The 19,389-nt window shown below is 59.9% G+C and carries 22 protein-coding genes; 11 read left to right on the top strand and 11 right to left on the bottom strand.

What is annotated here, in order from left to right; translation table 11 throughout:
• Window positions 1-127: 127 nt before the first annotated feature.
• Both FHX08_RS30470 and FHX08_RS30465 read right to left on the bottom strand, forming a co-directional pair.
• Window positions 128-670 (bottom strand): tripartite tricarboxylate transporter TctB family protein, encoded by a 543-nt coding sequence (locus tag FHX08_RS30470; RefSeq protein WP_132658471.1) that lies wholly within the window; start codon window positions 668-670, stop codon window positions 128-130.
• A complete protein-coding gene (locus tag FHX08_RS30465; RefSeq protein ID WP_132658472.1) occupies window positions 667-2,178 on the bottom strand; it encodes a tripartite tricarboxylate transporter permease in 1,512 nt (503 codons plus the stop codon). The genes FHX08_RS30470 and FHX08_RS30465 overlap by 4 nt, the downstream gene beginning before the upstream one ends.
• A 553-nt stretch (window positions 2,179-2,731) precedes the next feature.
• On the opposite strand from FHX08_RS30465, the gene FHX08_RS30460 reads away from it, so the two are divergent.
• From FHX08_RS30460 to FHX08_RS30445, 4 genes are all read left to right on the top strand, one after another.
• A complete protein-coding gene (locus FHX08_RS30460) occupies window positions 2,732-3,325 on the top strand; it encodes a chromate transporter (RefSeq protein ID WP_132658473.1) in 594 nt (197 codons plus the stop codon).
• On the top strand, window positions 3,318-3,857 hold the full coding sequence (locus tag FHX08_RS30455; protein ID WP_132658474.1) for a chromate transporter: 540 nt from the start codon (window positions 3,318-3,320) through the stop codon (window positions 3,855-3,857). The genes FHX08_RS30460 and FHX08_RS30455 overlap by 8 nt, the downstream gene beginning before the upstream one ends.
• Window positions 3,858-3,983: 126 nt before the next feature.
• Complete coding sequence (locus FHX08_RS30450; protein WP_132658475.1) at window positions 3,984-4,853, top strand: phosphate ABC transporter substrate-binding protein; 870 nt, start codon at window positions 3,984-3,986, stop codon at window positions 4,851-4,853.
• Window positions 4,854-4,900: 47 nt separating this feature from the next.
• Entirely contained in the window at window positions 4,901-5,941 is a 1,041-nt protein-coding gene (locus FHX08_RS30445; RefSeq protein WP_132658476.1) for an amidohydrolase family protein, read from the top strand.
• An 8-nt stretch (window positions 5,942-5,949) separates the two neighbouring features.
• Here the strand turns inward: FHX08_RS30445 and FHX08_RS30440 are convergent, their stop codons facing one another.
• On the bottom strand, window positions 5,950-6,246 hold the full coding sequence (locus tag FHX08_RS30440; protein ID WP_132658477.1) for a hypothetical protein: 297 nt from the start codon (window positions 6,244-6,246) through the stop codon (window positions 5,950-5,952).
• A 155-nt stretch (window positions 6,247-6,401) separates the two neighbouring features.
• Between FHX08_RS30440 and FHX08_RS30435 the strand changes: the two genes are divergently transcribed.
• From FHX08_RS30435 to FHX08_RS30425, 3 genes are read left to right on the top strand one after another with little or no spacing between them, the layout of a single operon-like run.
• Window positions 6,402-7,511, top strand: coding sequence for a zinc-dependent alcohol dehydrogenase (locus tag FHX08_RS30435; RefSeq protein WP_132658478.1), 1,110 nt, complete (start codon window positions 6,402-6,404; stop codon window positions 7,509-7,511).
• A gap of 9 nt (window positions 7,512-7,520) precedes the next feature.
• Complete coding sequence (locus FHX08_RS30430) at window positions 7,521-8,198, top strand: RraA family protein (RefSeq protein WP_132658479.1); 678 nt, start codon at window positions 7,521-7,523, stop codon at window positions 8,196-8,198.
• A 14-nt stretch (window positions 8,199-8,212) separates the two neighbouring features.
• On the top strand, window positions 8,213-9,058 hold the full coding sequence (locus FHX08_RS30425; protein WP_132658480.1) for an alpha/beta fold hydrolase: 846 nt from the start codon (window positions 8,213-8,215) through the stop codon (window positions 9,056-9,058).
• 2 nt (window positions 9,059-9,060) lie between these two features.
• Here FHX08_RS30425 and FHX08_RS30420 read toward each other — a convergent pair whose 3' ends face one another.
• The gene (locus FHX08_RS30420; protein WP_132658481.1) at window positions 9,061-9,981 is read right to left on the bottom strand and encodes a LysR family transcriptional regulator; all 921 of its coding nucleotides are present in this window, start codon (window positions 9,979-9,981) and stop codon (window positions 9,061-9,063) included.
• Window positions 9,982-10,194: 213 nt separating this feature from the next.
• Between FHX08_RS30420 and FHX08_RS30415 the strand changes: the two genes are divergently transcribed.
• Entirely contained in the window at window positions 10,195-10,794 is a 600-nt protein-coding gene (locus FHX08_RS30415; RefSeq protein WP_132658482.1) for a HupE/UreJ family protein, read from the top strand.
• 72 nt (window positions 10,795-10,866) lie between these two features.
• On the opposite strand, the gene FHX08_RS30410 is transcribed toward FHX08_RS30415, so the two are convergent.
• The 7 genes from FHX08_RS30410 to FHX08_RS30380 form a co-directional block, all read right to left on the bottom strand.
• Window positions 10,867-11,070: a hypothetical protein gene (locus tag FHX08_RS30410; RefSeq protein WP_132658483.1), complete on the bottom strand. Its 204-nt coding sequence runs from the start codon at window positions 11,068-11,070 to the stop codon at window positions 10,867-10,869.
• A 126-nt stretch (window positions 11,071-11,196) separates the two neighbouring features.
• Window positions 11,197-12,126, bottom strand: coding sequence for an ABC transporter substrate-binding protein (locus FHX08_RS30405; protein ID WP_184328133.1), 930 nt, complete (start codon window positions 12,124-12,126; stop codon window positions 11,197-11,199).
• 267 nt (window positions 12,127-12,393) lie between these two features.
• On the bottom strand, window positions 12,394-13,326 hold the full coding sequence (locus FHX08_RS30400) for a LysR family transcriptional regulator (RefSeq protein ID WP_132658485.1): 933 nt from the start codon (window positions 13,324-13,326) through the stop codon (window positions 12,394-12,396).
• 1 nt (window position 13,327) lies between these two features.
• Window positions 13,328-14,338: an FAD-binding oxidoreductase gene (locus FHX08_RS30395; RefSeq protein WP_184328132.1), complete on the bottom strand. Its 1,011-nt coding sequence runs from the start codon at window positions 14,336-14,338 to the stop codon at window positions 13,328-13,330.
• Window positions 14,339-14,351: 13 nt separating this feature from the next.
• Window positions 14,352-15,176: an IclR family transcriptional regulator gene (locus FHX08_RS30390; protein WP_245508410.1), complete on the bottom strand. Its 825-nt coding sequence runs from the start codon at window positions 15,174-15,176 to the stop codon at window positions 14,352-14,354.
• Between the two features lie 87 nt (window positions 15,177-15,263).
• Window positions 15,264-15,788, bottom strand: a complete 525-nt coding sequence (locus tag FHX08_RS30385; RefSeq protein WP_184328131.1) for a 3-methyl-2-oxobutanoate hydroxymethyltransferase — start codon at window positions 15,786-15,788, stop codon at window positions 15,264-15,266.
• Between the two features lie 15 nt (window positions 15,789-15,803).
• Complete coding sequence (locus tag FHX08_RS30380) at window positions 15,804-17,090, bottom strand: Rieske 2Fe-2S domain-containing protein (RefSeq protein WP_184328130.1); 1,287 nt, start codon at window positions 17,088-17,090, stop codon at window positions 15,804-15,806.
• 214 nt (window positions 17,091-17,304) lie between these two features.
• On the opposite strand from FHX08_RS30380, the gene FHX08_RS30375 reads away from it, so the two are divergent.
• From FHX08_RS30375 to FHX08_RS30365, 3 genes are all read left to right on the top strand, one after another.
• Window positions 17,305-17,622 carry a non-heme iron oxygenase ferredoxin subunit gene (locus FHX08_RS30375; protein ID WP_184328129.1) on the top strand — a complete coding sequence of 106 codons (318 nt, stop codon included), beginning with the start codon at window positions 17,305-17,307 and terminating at the stop codon, window positions 17,620-17,622.
• Between the two features lie 68 nt (window positions 17,623-17,690).
• A complete protein-coding gene (locus tag FHX08_RS30370; protein WP_184328128.1) occupies window positions 17,691-18,455 on the top strand; it encodes a class II aldolase/adducin family protein in 765 nt (254 codons plus the stop codon).
• A 183-nt stretch (window positions 18,456-18,638) separates the two neighbouring features.
• Window positions 18,639-19,388 carry an IclR family transcriptional regulator gene (locus tag FHX08_RS30365; protein ID WP_184328127.1) on the top strand — a complete coding sequence of 250 codons (750 nt, stop codon included), beginning with the start codon at window positions 18,639-18,641 and terminating at the stop codon, window positions 19,386-19,388.
• The last annotated feature ends 1 nt before the right edge of the window (window position 19,389 follow it).

Raw genomic sequence — 19,389 nt, 5'->3', positions numbered from 1 at the left:
GTCTGTAAGCAGCTGCCGTTGATCATGCCGGCCGTTCCGTCTCCTCGGCGGATATTGCTGGCCGGCATGTTTTTCTTCTCGTCCGCAGGCTCCGACGCCGGCGGCTTGAAATTTGCCCCGTGCTTCGTCAGATGGCGCCGAGGCCAAGGGCGTGCATTGCCCAACGCGTCACGAAACCCGGATGAAGTTCGATGCCGAGCAGGCGCCCGAACATCAGGTAAAGGGCAAGCGTTGCGGCAATTGCGAGCGCCAGCGCAAACTTCCAGCTCGCTTCGCCCTGCCGGCGCAGGAATGTCAGCAGCATGATCGGAACGCTGATATAGAAGCCGAACAGGATGACCCCCGTGATGAAGCTCACGAAGTAGCCCCACATCACGACTTCCTGGCGCGCAGTATGCGGCCCGAATTCCGGCAGTTCCTCATGCTGGCTTTCTGGCGCACTGGCAGCGGCAATCTGCTCGCCGACCGACGCCGAGGCACTTTCATCCGGCGAGCGGAAAAGATCGAGACCAAGCTGGATCAGACAGAACACGATGCCCGGCAGGCCGACAACAAGCGGCATGAAACGCGCCTTTGCCGGATAGTCGAAAGAAATGGCAACCATGGACGTGAAGATGGCAAGCATGACGAAGGTCAGCGCCGTGCTGAAGTTGATGTTCTTCAGGGTCATGGGCTGACCTCCAGGTTGGACCGGCGTGCGGCCGGGCGGAAGTTGCGATAAAAAGCGTAGCCCATCAGCGCCACGATCATGGCGATCAGCACCAGCGACAGAGGCCGCAGGAAGAAGCTGAAGCCCCAGAGCTGCATGGCCTGATTGAGCGAAGCTTCAGCCTTGCCGCCGAGCACGAGACCGATGACGAACGGAGCACGCGGCCAGTCAGCACGCAGGAAGCCGTAGCCGATGACGCTGAACAGCACGAGGACGATCAGGTTCTGCCACTGGAAATCGCTGACGAAGCAGCCGAGAGACACGAAGACCAGAATGAAAGGCACCAGCATGCGGCCGTTCACGAAGGTCAGCACGGCGACCCAGCGACAGATGACCAGCAGCATTGCAACGGCGATCAGGTTGCCGACGACGAGGGCCCAAATCAACGTCCAGACGAGATCGAGATGCTTGGTCACCATCAGCGCGCCCGGCTGGATGCCGAGGATCAGAAAGGCACCGAGCAGGACGGCCATACCCGACGAACCGGGGATGCCGAAGAACAGCGTCGGCAACAGCGATCCGCCTTCCTTGCCGTTACTTGCAGTTTCCGGAGCAATCACGCCTTCGATCGCGCCCTTGCCGAAGCGCTCGGGATGCTTGGAGCTCTGCACGGCGTGGCCATAGCATAGCCAGGCTGCCGTAGAACCGCCAAGACCCGGGATCATGCCGATGATGGCGCCGATAACGGAGGTACGCACAACCAGCCACCAGTGACGCGGAACTTCCATGACTCCGGACAGAAGCTGCCGGTATGAGAAGCCCGAGTCCATCGGAACGGCGGAAATCGAGCCGCCCTTGGTGCTGAGCGATATCATTTCAGGCACGGCGAACATCGCGAGCACTGCCGTCACCAGGCTGACGCCATCCCACAGGAAGAGGAAGTCGCCCGAGTAGCGCGGCGTGCCGGTGATGGGGTCCATACCCACGGTCGAGAGCATCAGGCCGTAGAAGCCGACGATGAGACCCTTGACGATACGGCTGCCGCTCGAAAGGAAAGCGATGAAGCTGATGCCGAGCAGCGCGATCAGGAAAAACTCCGCCGGGCTGAACATCAGGATGACTGGTTCCAGAATCGGGATCATGATCGCGAAGACCACCGCGCCGATGATGCCGCCGACGCCGGATGCCGTAATACTGGCTCCGAGCGCCCGCGCCGCCTGCCCCTGTTTTGCAAGTGGGTAGCCGTCCAGCGTGGTGGCAGCATCGTCACCGTCGCCGGGAATGCCGAACATGATACTGGATATCTGGCCGCTGGTGCCGTTAACGGCGTGCATGGTCAGCAGGAAGACAGCGCCCGCCACCATATCCATACCATAGACGAATGGGATGGCCATCGCGATCGACAATTTACCGCCGATACCGGGCGTCACGCCGACGAGCAGACCGAAGACCACCGCGATCAGCATCAGACCCATAATATGAGGCGAGCTAACGAGGTTGAATAGCGCCCCGAACATAGTTTCAATCATTGCAGCTTCACTCCTCCCGCTACGAAAGCCGCAACAAGCCTTCGCCGCTTTCCCGCACTCCCCCTAGGTGCAGTTGTCCTCACCCGGCGCCTTAAGCCCCTGGCGTCTTGGGTTCATTAGGACCCCTCGCCAGAGCTTTGTCCAAAGCAAAAATTTATGCTTAGTCCACCACTTTTCTTGCTGGCTGGCAATGGGTATTCCGTAATGAGGTACGACGTTCCATTTAGGAGAACATAATTTAAGTATTTGTTTTTGAACTGAAATCGTCGCCGAAATAGCGTATATTCACAAATATCATCCGTAAAAAACGTGATTATGTGTAGGCTGGGCTCATCGCTTTGGAACGGCGGGAAATCGCTCGCTTTCACCAGCCTAAAAGGCTCATCTTATTGCTGAAAAAGATCGCCAACAGCGCATTCGATAAATTTTCCTTAGTGCGTCGCTAAGCGGAAATGGCGTGGACTCGGTCGCCAAGTGCGGAGCATCCTTCCCAAGTGTCGCCCAAGATTTCCCAATCGGGGCAGTAACGAGATGCAGGCAAGGGAGGGCCGAATTGGACAAGCCGGTAGACGCTCATATGCACAAGGAGGAAGCAGTCCCACTTTCCGATCTTCTGATTTCTTTCCTGCGGCTTGGAGCATCGTCATTCGGCGGCGGCATGTCCGGCTGGACGCATCGCGAGATCGTCGAACGCCGCGGCTGGCTCGATGACGATAATTTCCTGAAGACGCTGACGATCGCGCAGATCCTTCCGGGTGCCAATCCAGTCAACCTGGCGGTCTATATAGGCCTCAAGCTGCGGGGCTGGACCGGCGCTGCGCTGGCGTTCGCAGGAATGCTCGCGCCGGCTCTCACGGTGATTCTGTTGATGAGCTTCTTCTACGAGAAGATCAACGGCTATTCCGAGGCCCATACCGTTCTGCGCGGCCTTGCCTGCGTCGGCATCGCCTCGTCACTGACAATGGGGATCAAGACCGGGCGTCGCCTGCACCGGCACGCGGTGCCCATTCTTATCGCCATCGCCGTCTTTGTCATGGTCGGCCTCCTGCGCTGGCCGCTGGTGCCGGTCGTTGCGTTCAGCATACCGGTCAGCATCGTGGCCGCCTTCTTCGTGAAAGACCAGAGGCGGGAGAAGAAGCATGGATGATGCAAAACTCCTCAATCTCGTCCTTCTCTGCATTCCGCTGTCGCTCGTCTCCTTCGGTGGTGGACAGTCGATCATTGCCGGCCTGCAGCACCAGACGGTGGACGTGCTGGGGATGCTGAGCGCGCGTGCTTTTACGGATTTCTATGCCATCTCCCGCGCCGCGCCAGGCCCCGGCACCCTGATCGTCGCGCTGATCGGCTGGCATATTGGCGGATTACTGGGCGCACTCGCTGCGACACTTGCGATCTTCTTGCCGTCCTCGCTCCTCGTCTGCATCTGCGGCAGCATCTGGCATCGTCACCGCACGTCGGCCTGGGTCATTGCCGCCGAGCGCGGCCTGGCACCGGTCGCAGCCGGTCTGATCTTTGCTGGCGTTTATACGGTCGCGCAGTCGGCCCAGCTCAATCTGATCGAGATGGCAACGGTTGCAGCCGCTGTCGCCCTCTTGCTCTTCACAAAGGTTGGTCCTTATCCGATCCTGGCCGCAAGCGCCCTCGGCTATTTCCTGCTCAGCCTCGGCGGTTACGCCTAAGACCCAGCTTCGACACGCCCCTCCGAAAAATCGCCAACCCGGAATTGACCGGTCGGCGATTCCCGTTATTATCATTAAACAAGAACATCGTTCCATATATAGGAACAATCGATCCGGGAGGGCTCGATGTCAGATAAATTATTGTTACGCACGGCGCTGGGAAAACACGCTCACGTCAAGCCACTCGTGGATGGGCGCGTCTCGTCCAGCCGCGTCACCTTCGAGTTTCGAGACTACGATCCGCTGCCCAAGGCCTTCCGCACCATGGTTCGCGGCGATGAGCTCGATGTCTCCGAACTCGCCGTCGTCACGCACCTTCTCGCCCATCACTATGCCAAGCCGCTCAGGGGCATCGCCATCCCACTCTGGAACCGCCTGCCCCATGCCAATCTCGTCTGCCCGGTGGATTCGGCCATCCGCGAGCCGAAGGATCTCAACAATACGAAAGTCGGTGTGCGCGCCTATGCCCAGACATCGGGCGTCTGGGTGCGCGGCATCATCAAGGACGATTACGGCGTCGATCTTGACAGCATCACCTGGCTCACGATGGAAGACGCCCATCTGAGCGAATATACCGATCCCGCCAACACGGTGCGCAACGACAGGTCCATGGGCCTGCGCGAGTTGATGATGACCGGCGAGCTTTCGGCGATCATGGGCGAACGCGTGGTCGATCCCTCGGGCATCCGCACCGTCGTTCCCGAAGGCGACAAGGCGGCCGAAGCGTGGATCGAACGGACGGGGATCGTGCCGATCAATCACGTGCTGACGGTTCGCAATGCACTGCTTGATGCGTACCCCTGGCTTGCCGGAGAGCTGATGGAACTCTTCGAAGAGGCGCGGCGCGTCTCGATCGAAGAGGATGGCGCAACGCCACCGCCCGCCTATGGGCTAGAGGCGAACCGCCGGTCGCTGCAACTTGCCTTTGACTATTCCGCCGACCAGCAGGTCACACCGCGGCGCTATGAGGTCGACGCGCTGTTCGTTCGCATCTGATTGATGCCGGACACCAGTTCTCATCGATGACGCAAGGAGGATTGCGCATGATCATCGACATTCACGGACATTACACCACCGAGCCGCAGGCGCTTCACCAGTTCCGCGACAAACAGCTCGCCGGGCTTGCAGACGCCATGCGTCGGCCGCTCAGCACCGATCTCGGCATTTCCGACGATATGCTGCGTGAATCGGTGGCGCCGCAGCTGAAGCTTCAGAAGGAGCGCGGCAGCGATCTGACGATCTTTTCGCCGCGCGCCGCCGGCATGGCGCATCACGTCGGCACGGAAGCAGTCAGCATGCAGTGGACGTCGATGTCCAACGATCTGATCCATCGCATCTGTAAACTGCTGCCGGATAATTTTGCAGCCGTCGGTCAGCTGCCGCAGCACCCCGGCGCTGCCCCGAAAAACTGTATCCCTGAGCTGAAACGCATCGTTGAAGAACTCGACTTCGTCGGCGTCAACCTCAACCCGGATCCGTCCGGCGGCTACTGGACCGATCCGCCGTTGACGGACCGCCAGTGGTATCCGCTCTACGAGACACTCTGTGAGCTGAACGTGCCGGCGATGATCCACGTTTCGTCATCCTGCAATGCCTGTTTCCACCACACCGGCGCCCACTACATCAACGGCGACACGACAGCCTTCATGCAGCTCCTGCAGGGCGATCTGTTCAAGGATTTCCCGTCCCTGAAATTCGTCATCCCGCATGGCGGCGGCGCCGTGCCCTTCCATTGGGGCCGCTATCGCGGCCTGGCGCAGGAGATGAAGAAGCCACTTTTGACCGAGCATCTGCTGAAGAATGTCTTCTTCGACACCTGTGTCTATCACTATCCAGGCATCGAACTGATGTCGAAGGTGATCCCGGTCGATAACATCCTTTTCGCCTCGGAAATGCTCGGCGCCGTCAAGGGCATTGACCCGGAAACGGGGCATCACTACGACGATACGAAGCGCTATATCGACAAGCTCGAAGCGCTTGATGAGGTCAGCCGCTACAAGATTTTCGAGGGCAATGCGCGCCTTGTCTATCCGCGCCTCGATGCGCAGTTAATGCGCCGCGGCCGTCCGGGCCGGCCGCAATGATCGCCGCATCAGCAGCACGAAAGATCGTCGCGGTCCGAAATAATGGCGTTTTTCATCCACGAGGGCGGCAGGTCATCAACCGTCACGTCGGTAGCCGGTTTGAACGCCTTGAAGGCATGTCGGGTTTCGGGTGCTGTCCAGAAGGTCACGATTGTCTCGATCGGCGGACAGCCCGGAAGGCCGCAGGCGACTTCCGCCACCATGACCGGGACCTCGTCATCGAGGCCGAAGCGCTCGCGCGTCCAGTCCTTGATTTGGCGGACGGCCTCGATCTTTCCGGCGTTGCGGCTTGTGGTCTTCAGCATGGTTTCCGGCTGGGTTCGGCGGCGCTCGATCGGCCGCTTTCGATCGTGAGCATAGGGCGTGGCAGCGCCGCTTGTCAAAATGGTTTGTCTAAACTGAGGGCTCACCGGGCGGCGCTTATGCCGCAGGTCCACAGCTCGTATGAAGGGAGTGAAGCATGACAGAGAAGGTTCTCGCCGCAGTCCGCACCGGACCGAGCCAGATGGATTTCCGCGAATTTCCGATGCCGGACGTTCCGGAGGACGCTGCCCTCCTGAAAATGGAAGTGGCCGGCATCTGCGGCACCGACGTCAAGCTCTTCAAGACGCCGCCGAACAATGCGCCGACGATCATGGGCCACGAAAATATCGGCTATATCGCCAAGGCCGGCCGCGAATTCACCCGCCGCAAGGGCTTCAAGGAAGGCGATCTCGTCTTCGTCGAACACTATGTCATGTGCGGCAAGTGTCAGTGGTGCCATCAGGGTCAGTATCGTCATTGCGAAAATACCGACTGGCGCAACAACCCGGAAAGTATCCGCTACGGCTACACCTCGGCCGAGCGCGCACCCCATCTCTGGGGTGGCTTTGCACAATATGTCTATCTGCCGTGGAACGCCGTCGTCCACCGCGTGCCAAAGGGCGTTACGCCGGAGCTTGCCGGTCTCGTCACTCCAATGGCCAATGGTGTGGAATGGTCGCTCTTCGATGCAGGCGTCGGCTATAATTCGACCGTTCTCATTCAAGGGCCGGGTCAGCAGGGCCTCTCGCAGACGGTGATCTGCAAGCAGGCCGGCGCATCTCTCATCATCGTGACTGGTACGACCAAGGATACGGCACGTCTCGAGGTCGCCAAGCAACTCGGCGCTGATTACGTCATCGACGTCCAGAAGGAAGATCCGCTGGCCCGCATCATGGAGATCACCGGTGGCAAGGGCGTAGACATCTCGCTCGACTGTACCGCAGGCGCCGGAACGATCCCGATCCTGCTTGGCGTCGAAGCGCTCGTGCGCAAGGCGGGCACGATCCTCGTGCAGGGCGAGATGAAGGAGTTCCCCAACTTCCCGCTTGAAAAAGTGACGACCAAGGCGATCACCATCAAGAGTGCGCGCGGCCACAGCTACCGTGCGTGCGAATTGGCTCTGGAGCAGATCGCGTCCAACCGCTTCGCGCTGGACAAGATCACCACCCACCGCTTCGGCCTGAAGGATGCAGCACTTGCCATCCAGTCGGTCGGCGGCCAGGGCGTGCCCGATGTGATCCACGCATCGCTGTTGCCTTGGGAATAGGAGCACATCATGACCCTCGGTTTCAGGATCGTTCCGCGCACCCGCAAGGTGGATGCGGCCACCATCGAGAAGTTCCGGACCTTGCCCGTCGCCAATGTCAGCGATGTGATGTCGCGCATGACAGCTGGCGGGCCTGAGCTTCGCCCACTGCATGCCTCGGGTCAGATGTCGGGGGCAGCTTTCACCGTGAAGACGCGGCCCGGCGACAATCTGATGATCCATAAGGCGCTGCTGACGGCTGAGCCCGGCGATGTCATTGTCGTCGATGCCGGCGGTGATCTTACCAATGCGCTCGTGGGCGAGATGATGCTCTCGCACGCCATGAAGATCGGCGTGACCGGCGTCGTCATCAACGGTGCAGTGCGCGACTACGGCTGGATCAAGGCCGGGACCTTCCCGGTTTTTGCCGCCGGGGTAACGCACCGCGGCCCCTACAAGGATGGCCCCGGCGAAATCAACGTGCCGATCGCCTTTGGCGGCATGGTCATCAACCCCGGCGACCTTGTGATCGGCGACGATGACGGCCTTCTCTGTGTGCCCTACGGCATGACGGACGACATCTATACCCAGGCCAAGGCCAAGAATGAAGCGGAAGCCAGAACTGTGGCCAACACGCTTGCCGGCAAGCTCGATCCGAAGCTCTGGGTCGATGAAAGCCTGCGCAAGCTCGGCTGCGAAGGGCTGTAAGACAGGAGAGATTGATGGCAACGGCAATAATCGACGGTATCAGTACGCGCTACGAGGTGATCGGCAATGGCCCGCCCCTGCTGATGTTCTCACCGGGTGGTTTCGACGCCACGATCGAGAAATGGCGTACGCAGGGCATTTATGAGCAGATCCAGTTTCTGGAGCAGCTGCCTTCGCACTTCACCTGCATCCTCTTCGACCGGCGCGAAACCGGTCAGTCAGGCGGGCGCGTCGAGCGGGTTACATGGCAGGACTATGTCGCGCAGGCGACGGGCCTGCTCGATCATCTCGGCATCGAGAAGGCTCATATCATGGGCGGCTGCATGGGCTGCAGCGTGGCGATGGCCTTCGCCACGGAATTCCCGGAACGTGTCGACAAGATGGTGCTCTTCTGGCCCGTTGGCGGCGCGCGCTATCGCATGACCGGCCATCAGCGCTTCGCCGAACATCTGGCCTTCGTGCAGCAGAACGGGTTGGAAGCCGTCGTTGCACTTGCCAGGGAGAGCAACAAGGCCTTCGGCGCCGATCCGCGCGGCGGCCCATGGGTCTCGGTGCTTCGTCATGACAAGGAATTCGCCGAGCGTTACATCTCGATGAATGTTGATCATTACAAGGCGATCATCGCCGGCATGCCGCGCGGCCTCATTGATCGCGATACGTCGCCGGGCGCCGATCCTGAGGACCTTGTCAGGCTCGACATTCCGACGCTCATCGTCCCGGGCGCCGACTTCTCACATGCGACGTCGGCCGCCCGTTACATCCAGGAATGCATTCCGGGTTCGGACTACTGGGATATTCCGGTGCCGCAACTGTCAGCCGAAAACACCAATGCAAGGGTCATCGACTTCCTAAAAGCCTAATGTCAAGCCGGCAGCGCTTCCGGGAGGAACTGACCGCTTCGCTGCGTCAGGAAATCCTGGAAGGCGGCCATGACGGGGGTCATGGCCCTGTCCGTGCGGCTGATGGCAAACCATTGACGACGAATCGGCAGCCCGACCACATCGAGAACCGCAAGCTTGCCCGCCCGCACCTCGTCGGCGACGCTGTGGGCAGCAAGGAAGGCGAGCCCGGTATCGACCATGACTGCCCGCTTGATGTCCTCGACGAGTTCCATTTCGGTGATCGGACTGGCGGCTCGGCCGGGAACGTCGGCCATGAAGCGCTCGAAGGAAATCCGCGTGCTGGAATCGGTGCCGCGCACGATGAAATGCTCCTGCACGATATCCGCCTTCGAAACATCGTGACGTCCAACCAGGGGATGATGCGGGGGCGCGACGATCACCAGCGAATGTTCGCCAAAGATTGCCGCGCGCACGGAAATATCCCTGGGCGGCCGACCGACCAGGGCAATATCGATCGTCCGCTTCTTCAGACGCTCGATTGTCTCGGTCCGCCGGTCGATCACGAGGTCCAGGTCGATATCGGGAAACTCGTTGGCGAAGGCATTTTGCATGGCACTTGCAAAATAGCGGACCGTCGATACCGCACCCACCGTGATACGGCCGCGTTTGATGCCTTTGAATGCATTGAGTTCGTCGCTCAGGAGCTGAAGGCGGTCCTCGATATCGCGCGCGGCGGATAAAACCGCCCTGCCCGCTTCCGTCGGATACATGCCGTGCGCCATACGGTCGAATAGCCGGACGCCTGCCTCCGCCTCCAGCTGCTTGAGCTGCAACGTGACGGCTGGAGCACTGAGTCGAAGCACCTTCGCAGCCTCGACGATCTTGCCATGCGACTCGATGGCAAGTAGCGATCTCAGCTGGCGAAAGCTTATATTTTTCATAGCTTCAATAATAAAAAAACTTAATGCCGGCGTAAAGAGATTAAAATTTACTTTCGCCCCGTCCGGGCCTAGCGTCGTGACGATGGAGGGCAATTCTTCTCCGCTTTGCGCAGGAGACGCCTACGGCAAATGACCCCTTGCATTATCATCGTATGTTGACGACTTTGCCCCTCAGAAATTGTCGCCGACGCAGAACCCAGGAGGAAAATGAAAATGAGACAATCAATCAAGCGCGTGCTTCTGGCCGTTGCCGCCGCCGCTGTACCGGCTGCCGCCTATGCCCACCCGGCGATCGGTGAAGCTGCCGGCCTCGGCCATGGTTTCGCCCACCCGATGACAGGTCTCGACCACATCCTGGCGATGGTCATGGTCGGCGTACTGGCCTTCCAGCTCGGTGGCCGCGCGACGTGGCTGCTGCCCACAACCTTCGTGCTGGTCATGGCGGCTGGCGGTATGCTCGGCATGGCCGGCATCAACCTGCCCTTCGTCGAACTCGGTATTGCGCTTTCCGTTGTCGTGCTCGGCGCGGTCGTTGCTCTCAACATCAAGGCCCCGGTTGCCGCGGCAATGGCCATCGTCGGCTTCTTTGCGATCTTCCACGGCCACGCCCATGGTTCTGAAATGCCGGAAAATGCTGCCGGCCTCGCCTATGCCATCGGCTTCATGACGGCAACGGCCATGCTGCATGTTGCAGGCCTCGCACTCGGCTTTGCGATCGGGCGCGGCGGTGAGCGCAGCGGCTTCCTGGCAACTCGCCTTGCCGGCGGCATTGCCACAATCGCCGGCGTCGGCATCCTCGCGGGCCTCATCTAAAATCTTAGCGGACAAGAAAGGGCGGCAATCCAATGGATTGCCGCCCTTTTTTCATGTATTGATATAGGTTGATCAGCCGCGCTTCAGAGTGCGCTTGAACGCGGTCTCATCAATGCCGAGCGTGTGAAGGGCAGCGGAATTGGGAACGCGGCGTTCCCTGCGCGCCATCGAGCATTCATGCGCGGCGCCGACGAGGCTCATGGTCTCGAAGAAACCGCCGAATGCGCTGCGGACCCAGTCGGTGCGAGGCATGTTCCGGTAAGCAATCGTCGTCATCTGTCATCTCTCCGCGTCTATTGTGCGCTGCATATAACCTGCTGGCGCAGCCGCGGAAAGGGCTTAAGCATCAATGCTGATATACGGGGGCCGCATAGCAGCCCGAACCTGAGATAAGGAAACGCGTTAGATCACGAAATTCTCCATCGTCTCAGGGACGAAGATATCCTCAGGCTCCAGTCGGCGCTTCGATAGCCCCTGCTCGTAGGAATAGCGCAAGAACGTATCGAGCGTCTGGCGGTTCTGTTTGAAGCCGTAGCTCCAGTAATCGTCGCCCATGATCCGGCGGGCTTCCTCGACATGCGCGTTCAGCCAGGGAAGCATCACCTTCAGCGCCGCCGTCTCTTCAAGATCGCGGTAAATGCGCGCCTGTGCTTCGGCGAATGCCTTGTAGAGAGACTGTGCGATCCAGCGATGCGCCTCGTAGATCTCCCGGCGGATGACGATGGTATGCATGATCGGAAAGATTTCGGTCTTGCGGAAATAGTCGCGCTCGACCTGAACGAAATCCTCAAACAGCCGCTTCACATGGCACCCGTCATAGGATGAGGGCTTGCGCGCCGTAAACAGGGCATCGATATCCCCTTCCCTGATCATCGTCGACAGCGTCTGCTGCGGACCGATGCGCTTGACGCGAATATAGGGTGGCAGGTCCAGCGGCAGCTTTTCCGGCCTGTTCGGCTGCTCCTCGCCGCCCGTATAATGCGTCACGTCGTCTACTCTGACGCCGTATTCGTCCGACAGGATTCCGCGGATCCAGACGGGCGCCGTCATCTGATATTCCGGACTGCCGACGCGTTTGCCGGCGAGGTCGGACGGCTGGCGGATACCGGCGCCGGAATTCACATAAATCGAGGAATGACGGAAATAGCGCGAGGGGAACACCGGTATGGCGACAAAGGGCTGCGCCTCCGTGAAATGGGACACCACATAGGAAGACAGCGACATCTCGGCGATATCGAATTCCTTGTGGCGAAGCATGCGGAAGAAGGTCTCTTCCACCGGCATGTTCAGATAGACGAGATCGATGCCGTCCGGCACGACTGTCCGGTCCATCAGGGCCCGCGTGCGGTCATAGTTCCAGCAGCCGAAAGACAAACGAAGCGACGATGTCAGAATTCTCACTCCCCAACAGCCGGGCCTGATACGGAACTTGGGAACCTCCTACCAAGCGACTGACATCCAAGGAAAATCAGCTTCCGCACTCTTTAGCCGGACATGAAAATCCGACCTCGACCCTTGATATTTCCTTGGGATCATCGGGCTCACTCGGACAAATGTCCAAGATAAAGCATATTGTCCAGCTCATACGAAAATCGCTGGTCAGGCATCAGTGACGCGATCGATCGGATGTGCGTAGGGGCCGATGGCCGAGGCCAAACGGTCGACCATATTGTAGATGAAAGAGTGGAAGAGCCGCTCGTCCGCCAGCCCTTTGTGGGAGGCGTGCGCAAGAAAGAGCGTCAGCTTCACGTCGGGCCGTTCGATGCGCCGGGCGACGAGTTCGCCCGAGCGAATTTCTTCGGACACGATGCCATAGGGCATGATGCTCTGGGCAACACCGTGCACGATGAGCGCCTTGATCGCCTCCATGGATTGCACCTGATAGGTGATCTTGACGTCGACCGAGAGGCGCGACGCGGTTTCGTGCACACGCCGCCAGATGATGTCGCGGTTGGACACGAGTGCGAGGTCGCCCTCAACCGCATGCCGGAAGGAGACATCGGTCTCCTCAGATTTGCTGTCTGGCGCCGAAATCAGCAGCAGATCCTCCTCCATGAGCGCAATGCGCCTGAGGCCCGGACTGTCTTCGATATCGTAGGCGAGCACATAATCGAGTTCGCCGCGCTCCAGCGCATCGGTGAGCACGAAGCTCAGTTCCTCGACGACATGGAGGGCGATGCCCGGGAGCTGCTCGTTGGCCGCTACGAGAAGATCGGTTCCGATCAGCTTGAGGATGCTCGGCGTCGCGCCGAGCCGCACTCTGACGCGTTCACCACTGAGCGAAACCAGGTCGCGACGCGTCTCCTCGATACGCTGGAGAATTTCCAGCGCCCGTTCATAGAGCAGCATACCGGCCGGCGTGGCGCTAACGCCACGCGAATGCCGGTCGAGCAACTGGATCTGAAGCGAATCCTCGAGATTGCGGATCTGTATGCCGAGCGCGGTCTGGGCAAGGTTCAACTGTTCGGCGGCACGTGTGATGTTGCCGACTTCAACCACCTTGACGAAATAGGAGAGCTGGCGAAGTTTCATGTCAGTAGAACTGGTCAAAATGGACCTGGCCCTGCGGCACGCTAAGGTCGATCAGCATTTTCTGGATGGCCTGGCCCATCATCGGCGGGCCGGCGAAATAGATCTCGCATTGCGGAAGACGCTCAGCGAACAGTTTTGCGGCAATTTCATGCACGAAGCCGCGATAGCCGTCCCAGCCATCGTCCCCCGCAGGCATGCCCGACACCACAGGATGGTAATGGAGGGTGTTGCCGAAGCCCGGAAGCTCCTCCAGCATTTCGCGCCCGCAGATATCGCGTGCCTCTCTTCCTCCATAGATAAAATCCAGCCGCCGCCCCGCCAGGGCCGGCGAGACCGCCGCTGCCCGCGTCACCGAAATCATCGGCGACAGGCCTGAGCCGCCGGCCAGACAGATGATATCGCGCGGCGAATCCTCGCGCAGGTAGGCCATGCCATAGGGTCCGTCGATGCCGATCCTGTCGCCGGTCTTGAGCTTGTCGAACAACATCGACGTGGCTGCACCATTTGGCACCCGCCGAATCTGGAAGTGCCACTCCTCCGGCTGGTCTCCCCTGTTCGCCATGGAATAGGCGCGGCTGCCCTCGACCCCGGCAAGCGAAAGCAGCGCATACTGGCCGGAGAGAAATGCGACCGGTCTGTCGAGACGGAAGCGGAATTCTCTGATGTCGTGGGTTATGTCGCGGATGCCGACAAGCTCGGCTTCCTGCCGTACCGGCGTATGGGCGCTGACATATTGCGGCATCAGCCGGAGCTTGACGAGGCAATCCGTCAGCGGCCGCGCCTGGCAGCCGAGCCGGCGGCCCCGCTGGCGATCACGGTCGTTGAGGCCTGGCGCGTCAGGGCGAAGCTCCTCGATCTCGCCTTCGAGAAGATCGAAACGGCAATTGCCACAGGAGCCGACATTGCATTCGTATGGGAAGCCGAGACCGGCGCGAATTGCGGATCGCATGATCGTGTCTCCGTCGGCGCAGGACCATTTCGTATCGGTCCCGCTCAATGTCATCACGGTCATGCGTTCCTCCCTATCATCTTTGTCTATAGCCCGCTCCATGGCCGAGGCGGGATGAAATGGTCGCCACCGTATCCAGGAGTGACGGCGCGAAATTCTCTATGGCTTCGAGCGAGAGCCGCAACGACGGGCCGGCAACGCCGACGGCGCCGACAACGGCGCCGGTGGAATCGCGGACTGGGGCGGCAATCGCCCGGATGCCCGGCTCACTCTCTTCATCCTCGATCGCAAAGCCGCGCTGGCGGACTTCGGCGAAAATCTCGCGCACCCGCGCGGGATCCGTAATTGTATGCGACGTACGGCGCACGAGCGGTCCAGCAAGCAGGCGCTCGACTGTCTCCTCCGGCGCGAAAGCGAAGATCGCCCGGCCGACTGCAGTGCAATGCGCCGGCCGGCGGGCACCGAGGTCCGACTTGATGCCGACCGCCTGTGGGCTTTCCAGGTCGTAGACATGCATCACTTCGGTATCGGTCGGGATGCCCAGGATGATGGTCTCGCCGGTATGCTTGCGAAGGTCGAACAGATAAGGACGTGCCTCGTTCGAGAGATTCATACGGCGGCGCACCAGCGTTCCAAGCCCGAAGAGGCCTACCCCAAGACGGTAACGCTCGGTTTCGGGGTTCTGCTCGAGCAGTCCTTCGGCAACCAGCGTCACGGCAAGGCGATGCACCGTGCTCTTTGCCACCTTGAGCTTCTGAGCGAGCGCACTGACGCCGATTTCGACCTCATCTTCCGAAAATGCTTTCAAAAGGCGGATCGCCGTCGTGACCGAAGACAAGCGATTGCGCTTGGCAGGGGCGGCCTTTTTCGTACGTGCCGTTTCCTTCACAGATGCGTTCATGGCGTGCGTTTTCCGTCTTTTGCAAGGAGTGAGGGATCGTCCATAACACAGCTCCTGCAAATACTCACGCCACGCCTTGACGCATTCTCAGACCCTCAAGGCGCTCAGCATCTCGGCGACATAATCATCGCCGTTCGAGATGACGAGCATCGCCGCAAAGGGGCGCATCGACGTCAGCGTCCGGGCAAGATCGAGCGCCGGCACTTCCGCAGAGCTGACGACCAGGCCAGTCGTCATCTTGCTGCGCACGAAACAGGCGTTGCCGATGACTTCGGCCGCCTCCGCCGAACTGCCGGCCGTCGTCAACATGACGATGACATCGGCATCGGCGATTTCGTCCACCAGCGCCGTGCGCTTGCCGGAGAGATCCTCCAGAACCGCATCGACGGGCAGCATCTTCAGCGAATCGGACACCGGCTTGGCTTCGACATAACGCAGGAAATGCGCATGGCCTCCGGCGTAACCGACAGCCAGCCGTTCCAGCGTGGCCTCGGCGGTTTTGTCGAGTGCGATGATGCGCGATTTCCGCGGCCGCGAATTCGGATAATTGATCCGAAACCGCGCTTCTTCCGCAGTCGTTGCGCGAGCGCTTTCACTCAATCCGAGTTGCATGATCTGCGCTCCTTATCAGACGCTCGTCTGTGCCTTGCCCGAAATCACGGTCAGTGCTTCATCGGCGATATCGATATAGGCCTTGTCAGCCGGCAGCACGATTGCAGCCGAGCGCACGCGGTGATGGGCCGGATCGACGCCGGGCGGCGTTATGCCTTTGTCCTTCAATGCACGTGCCGCCCGCATCAGCCTGTGACGCGCCATGATGATGCCGTTGTCGGTCGAAACCAGGTTTTCCTTGCTGCGATCGACGATCGGTCCCATGCTTTCCTGCAGCGACGCATCCTGCATGGCGATGCCCTCGACGCCGGAATAGGTCGTGCCCTTACGCTGAGCCTCGCGATCCATCAGGTAATCATTGTCCTTGTTGGCGAGCGGCCGGTAGCTGCCCGGAACGTAGGCCACATGGATACCCTTGCCATCCTTCATCGCCTGACGTTCTTCCGTCGTCAGAGCGCGAACCGGATGATAGTCAAAGCTCCAGGCCCAACAATTTTCATCGTCGATCGGAATCCAGAAATGCCCGTGAACCGGGTGGTCGCCGCGCGGCGGAACCATGGTGAAGGATGGCATGACCCAAGGGGTGATGCGCCAGTAATAATGGCCCTCTTCCGCATTGCGGCGTGCGCCGATGTACAGGCCGCCCTGCATGTCGGTTACTTCGAAGAAGGGCCTCGCATCCGACATATTGTATTTATTGCCGCGCGCACCTTTGAAAAGCGGGTCGGAGTTCAAGCTGCCGCTATGGAGCCAGGAGACGTGGCTGGAATCGATGCCGCCTTCCATGGCCTGCAGCCAGTTGCACTCCTGCCAGCGCTTGGAGGTGAAAGTCTGCTCGGGTGGCACCAGCGCGAATTCCCATTCCGGATGCGGCGGCTGCTTGTCCGCAGGGCCCATATATGTCCAGAGGATGTCGCCGATCTTGATCAGCGGGTAGGACTTCAACTTGATCTTGCTGCAATAACCGCTTTCTGCCGGCTCGGAAGGCACTTCCACGCACTGGCCGGTATGGTCATATTTCCAGCCGTGATAGGGGCAGCGCAGGCCGCCCTGCTCGTTGCGGCCGAACCAGAGCGAAACGCCACGATGGGCGCAGAATTCATCGATCAGCCCATAACGCCCCTCACTATCACGGAAAGCCAGGAGGCGCTCGCCGAGCAGCTTGATACGCACAGGCGCACAATCATTGTCCGGCAGTTCCTCGGCAAGCAGCGCCGGGATCCAATAACAGCGGAACATCTCACCCATCGGCGTACCGATATCGGTCTGGGTCAGTAGATCGTTCTGTTCTTTCCTGAGCATGACAACTCCTCCTCGAGCTCGTCAGTGACCGACAGCTGCGCCGCGCCACCTCTGTTTCCTCCGGCCGATCGGATTTGCGGTTGACCTTCGCGCCGGATCGGGTATTTTTAGCGAGTGTTCCGTTATGCAGAACATCGTTTCGTTTTAAACGCTATATCGAGATAGCAGGCTAGTCAAGCGCTGGCGAAGTCGCCAAAGCAGGGAGGAAAGACCAATGGCGGAAGTGGGTACTCGGATCAGGCTGTGCTCGACCGATGATGTGGATTGGGATAGCGCGATCCGGGTCGAGGAAGGCGATCTCACGCTTGCCGTATTTAATGTGAACGGGACGTTCTACGTGACAGACGATCTCTGTACGCACGGTCCAGGTTCTTTGTCGGAAGGTTATCTCAATGGCCACACCGTGGAATGCGATTTCCATAATGGCCAGTTCGACGTGCGCACCGGCGAAGTCGTCGCCCCGCCCTGCATGATTCCGGTCAAGACCTACAAGGTCGTCGTCGAAAACAACGACGTGCTGATCGAAGTCTGACGCCCGTCGCTTGCGGAAGATAAAAAGTCGTATAATGTGAGATTAATTCGAAACGGGAGGAGCCGATCATGCAATCTCACAAACACGCGGAAGAACCGCAATCCGAGCTGTCGGAAAATACGCTGCGCCATGATGTATCCATGGCGACGCGCCTTCTGAACAGCCTGAAAATACTCGAATATAGCGGACATGTCAGCGCTCGTTTGCCGGGCGGCACGACCTTCCTGATTCAGCCGCAAGACAAGAGCCGCGCCGATGTTGCGCCTGACGATCTACTCGTCTGCGATCTCGACGGCAAGGTGGTTGCCGGCACGCCTGGCGTCAAACCGCCATCTGAAGTATTCCTCCATTGTGAGATTTATCGATCAAAGCAGGACGTGCAGTCGATCGCCCATTTCCATCATGACGTGACCAACGTCTTCACACTGGTCGAGGATGTCCCACTTCCGCCGGTCAAGAACCATGCGATCCGCTGGCGCAATGGTATTCCCGTTCACTCGGATCCTGCCCATGTCGATACGCCCGAGCGCGGCCGCGACATCGTTGCCACACTGGGCAATTGCCATGCGATGCAGATCCGCGCACATGGCCAGATCGTCACTGCCGAGACCGTACGTGGCGTTTTCATCGATGCCGTGCACCTCGTCGAGAATGCGGAAGCCGCCTATCGCGCCGCCTCGCTCGGCAAGATCAAGCCGCTGACCGAGGAAGAAATGGAATCCTTCGCCCACAGCTTCCGCCGCGGCCATCACATCCGCAAGCTCTGGAAATATTACACAGGCGGCGCCATTCGCGACGGCCTGTTCCCCGAGGCATGGAATACGGCGGCCTGAGTCGCATGCGAACCGGAGCGCAGAGCTTGCGCTCCGGTCCCGCGCGGCCGATTGCTTGCCGGCTGATCATCGCTTTATAGTGGCCCTTCCTGATATTGCCGAGGTGGGATTCGATTTGCTGACAGACTGGTGGTCCGATGGCGCGCAGCGCCGTTCTGCCAACTCATCGGTGGAGAGATCAGCTTGAACAGCCTGGAAAAAATGATCGGACTTCTCGATCTCTTCGATGCGGGAGAAGATACGGTAGCACTCACCTTCGAAGAACTCTGCGACAACCTCGGCTATACGCGTTCGACCCTCTACCGCTACCTCAAGATTCTGACGGATGCCGGCCTGCTGACGTCGCTGCCAGGCGTCGGCTACATGCTCGGTCCCAGAATTGTCGAGCTGGATTACAAGATTCGCACTGGCGACGTTCTCATCCGTGCAGCGCGCCCAATGATGGAAGAGCTTGCCGCCCGCTTCAAGGCCGTCGCCCTGCTCTGCCGCCGCTACAAATTCGAGGTGCTCTGCGTGCACCAGGAAGCGGGGACGGACGCCGTGCGCAGCAATTACGACCGCGGCCGCCGGCGCTCGCTGCTGCATGGCGCGGCCTCGATTGCGATCCTCACCTATCTTCCCGATCATCAGTTCCGTAAATTCTACGGGCTTGCGCAGGACGAGTTCCAAAAGGCCGGCTTCGGCGGCTCTCTGCCGGAGGTCAAGGCGAAATTCCGCCAGCATCGCGAGCGCGGCTGGGTGAGCACCAGCGGCGATGTCACACCCGGCGTTACCGGCGTTGCCGCGCCCGTCTTCGATGGCCGTTCCGAGATCATCGGCAGTCTCAGCCTGACGCTGCGCGACGGGCAGATCCAGGCAAAGACCCTCGATAATATCGCAGAACAGGTGGTTTTCTGCGCCGGCGTGCTTTCCAAGACGCTGGCGCGCAACTGAT

The organism is Rhizobium sp. BK529 (genome assembly GCF_014194105.1).
Taxonomy (GTDB): domain Bacteria; phylum Pseudomonadota; class Alphaproteobacteria; order Rhizobiales; family Rhizobiaceae; genus Rhizobium.
The sequence above is the reverse complement of the archived record's forward strand: the minus strand, read 5'-3'. Positions and strand labels throughout refer to the sequence as shown.

Bases quoted from the DNA above. Each gene is read 5' to 3' on its own strand.
- FHX08_RS30445 (WP_132658476.1), top strand. From the start codon at position 4,901: ATGATCATCGACATTCACGGACATTACACCACCGAGCCGCAGGCGCTT.
- FHX08_RS30390 (WP_245508410.1), bottom strand. From the start codon at position 15,176: ATGAACGCATCTGTGAAGGAAACGGCACGTACGAAAAAGGCCGCCCCT.
- FHX08_RS30455 (WP_132658474.1), top strand. From the start codon at position 3,318: ATGGATGATGCAAAACTCCTCAATCTCGTCCTTCTCTGCATTCCGCTG.
- FHX08_RS30415 (WP_132658482.1), top strand. From the start codon at position 10,195: ATGAGACAATCAATCAAGCGCGTGCTTCTGGCCGTTGCCGCCGCCGCT.
- FHX08_RS30430 (WP_132658479.1), top strand. From the start codon at position 7,521: ATGACCCTCGGTTTCAGGATCGTTCCGCGCACCCGCAAGGTGGATGCG.
- FHX08_RS30425 (WP_132658480.1), top strand. From the start codon at position 8,213: ATGGCAACGGCAATAATCGACGGTATCAGTACGCGCTACGAGGTGATC.
- FHX08_RS30380 (WP_184328130.1), bottom strand. From the start codon at position 17,090: ATGCTCAGGAAAGAACAGAACGATCTACTGACCCAGACCGATATCGGT.
- FHX08_RS30370 (WP_184328128.1), top strand. From the start codon at position 17,691: ATGCAATCTCACAAACACGCGGAAGAACCGCAATCCGAGCTGTCGGAA.
- FHX08_RS30400 (WP_132658485.1), bottom strand. From the start codon at position 13,326: ATGAAACTTCGCCAGCTCTCCTATTTCGTCAAGGTGGTTGAAGTCGGC.
- FHX08_RS30450 (WP_132658475.1), top strand. From the start codon at position 3,984: ATGTCAGATAAATTATTGTTACGCACGGCGCTGGGAAAACACGCTCAC.
- FHX08_RS30385 (WP_184328131.1), bottom strand. From the start codon at position 15,788: ATGCAACTCGGATTGAGTGAAAGCGCTCGCGCAACGACTGCGGAAGAA.
- FHX08_RS30465 (WP_132658472.1), bottom strand. From the start codon at position 2,178: ATGATTGAAACTATGTTCGGGGCGCTATTCAACCTCGTTAGCTCGCCT.
- FHX08_RS30375 (WP_184328129.1), top strand. From the start codon at position 17,305: ATGGCGGAAGTGGGTACTCGGATCAGGCTGTGCTCGACCGATGATGTG.
- FHX08_RS30420 (WP_132658481.1), bottom strand. From the start codon at position 9,981: ATGAAAAATATAAGCTTTCGCCAGCTGAGATCGCTACTTGCCATCGAG.
- FHX08_RS30395 (WP_184328132.1), bottom strand. From the start codon at position 14,338: ATGACCGTGATGACATTGAGCGGGACCGATACGAAATGGTCCTGCGCC.
- FHX08_RS30440 (WP_132658477.1), bottom strand. From the start codon at position 6,246: ATGCTGAAGACCACAAGCCGCAACGCCGGAAAGATCGAGGCCGTCCGC.
- FHX08_RS30470 (WP_132658471.1), bottom strand. From the start codon at position 670: ATGACCCTGAAGAACATCAACTTCAGCACGGCGCTGACCTTCGTCATG.
- FHX08_RS30405 (WP_184328133.1), bottom strand. From the start codon at position 12,126: ATGGACCGGACAGTCGTGCCGGACGGCATCGATCTCGTCTATCTGAAC.
- FHX08_RS30435 (WP_132658478.1), top strand. From the start codon at position 6,402: ATGACAGAGAAGGTTCTCGCCGCAGTCCGCACCGGACCGAGCCAGATG.
- FHX08_RS30410 (WP_132658483.1), bottom strand. From the start codon at position 11,070: ATGACGACGATTGCTTACCGGAACATGCCTCGCACCGACTGGGTCCGC.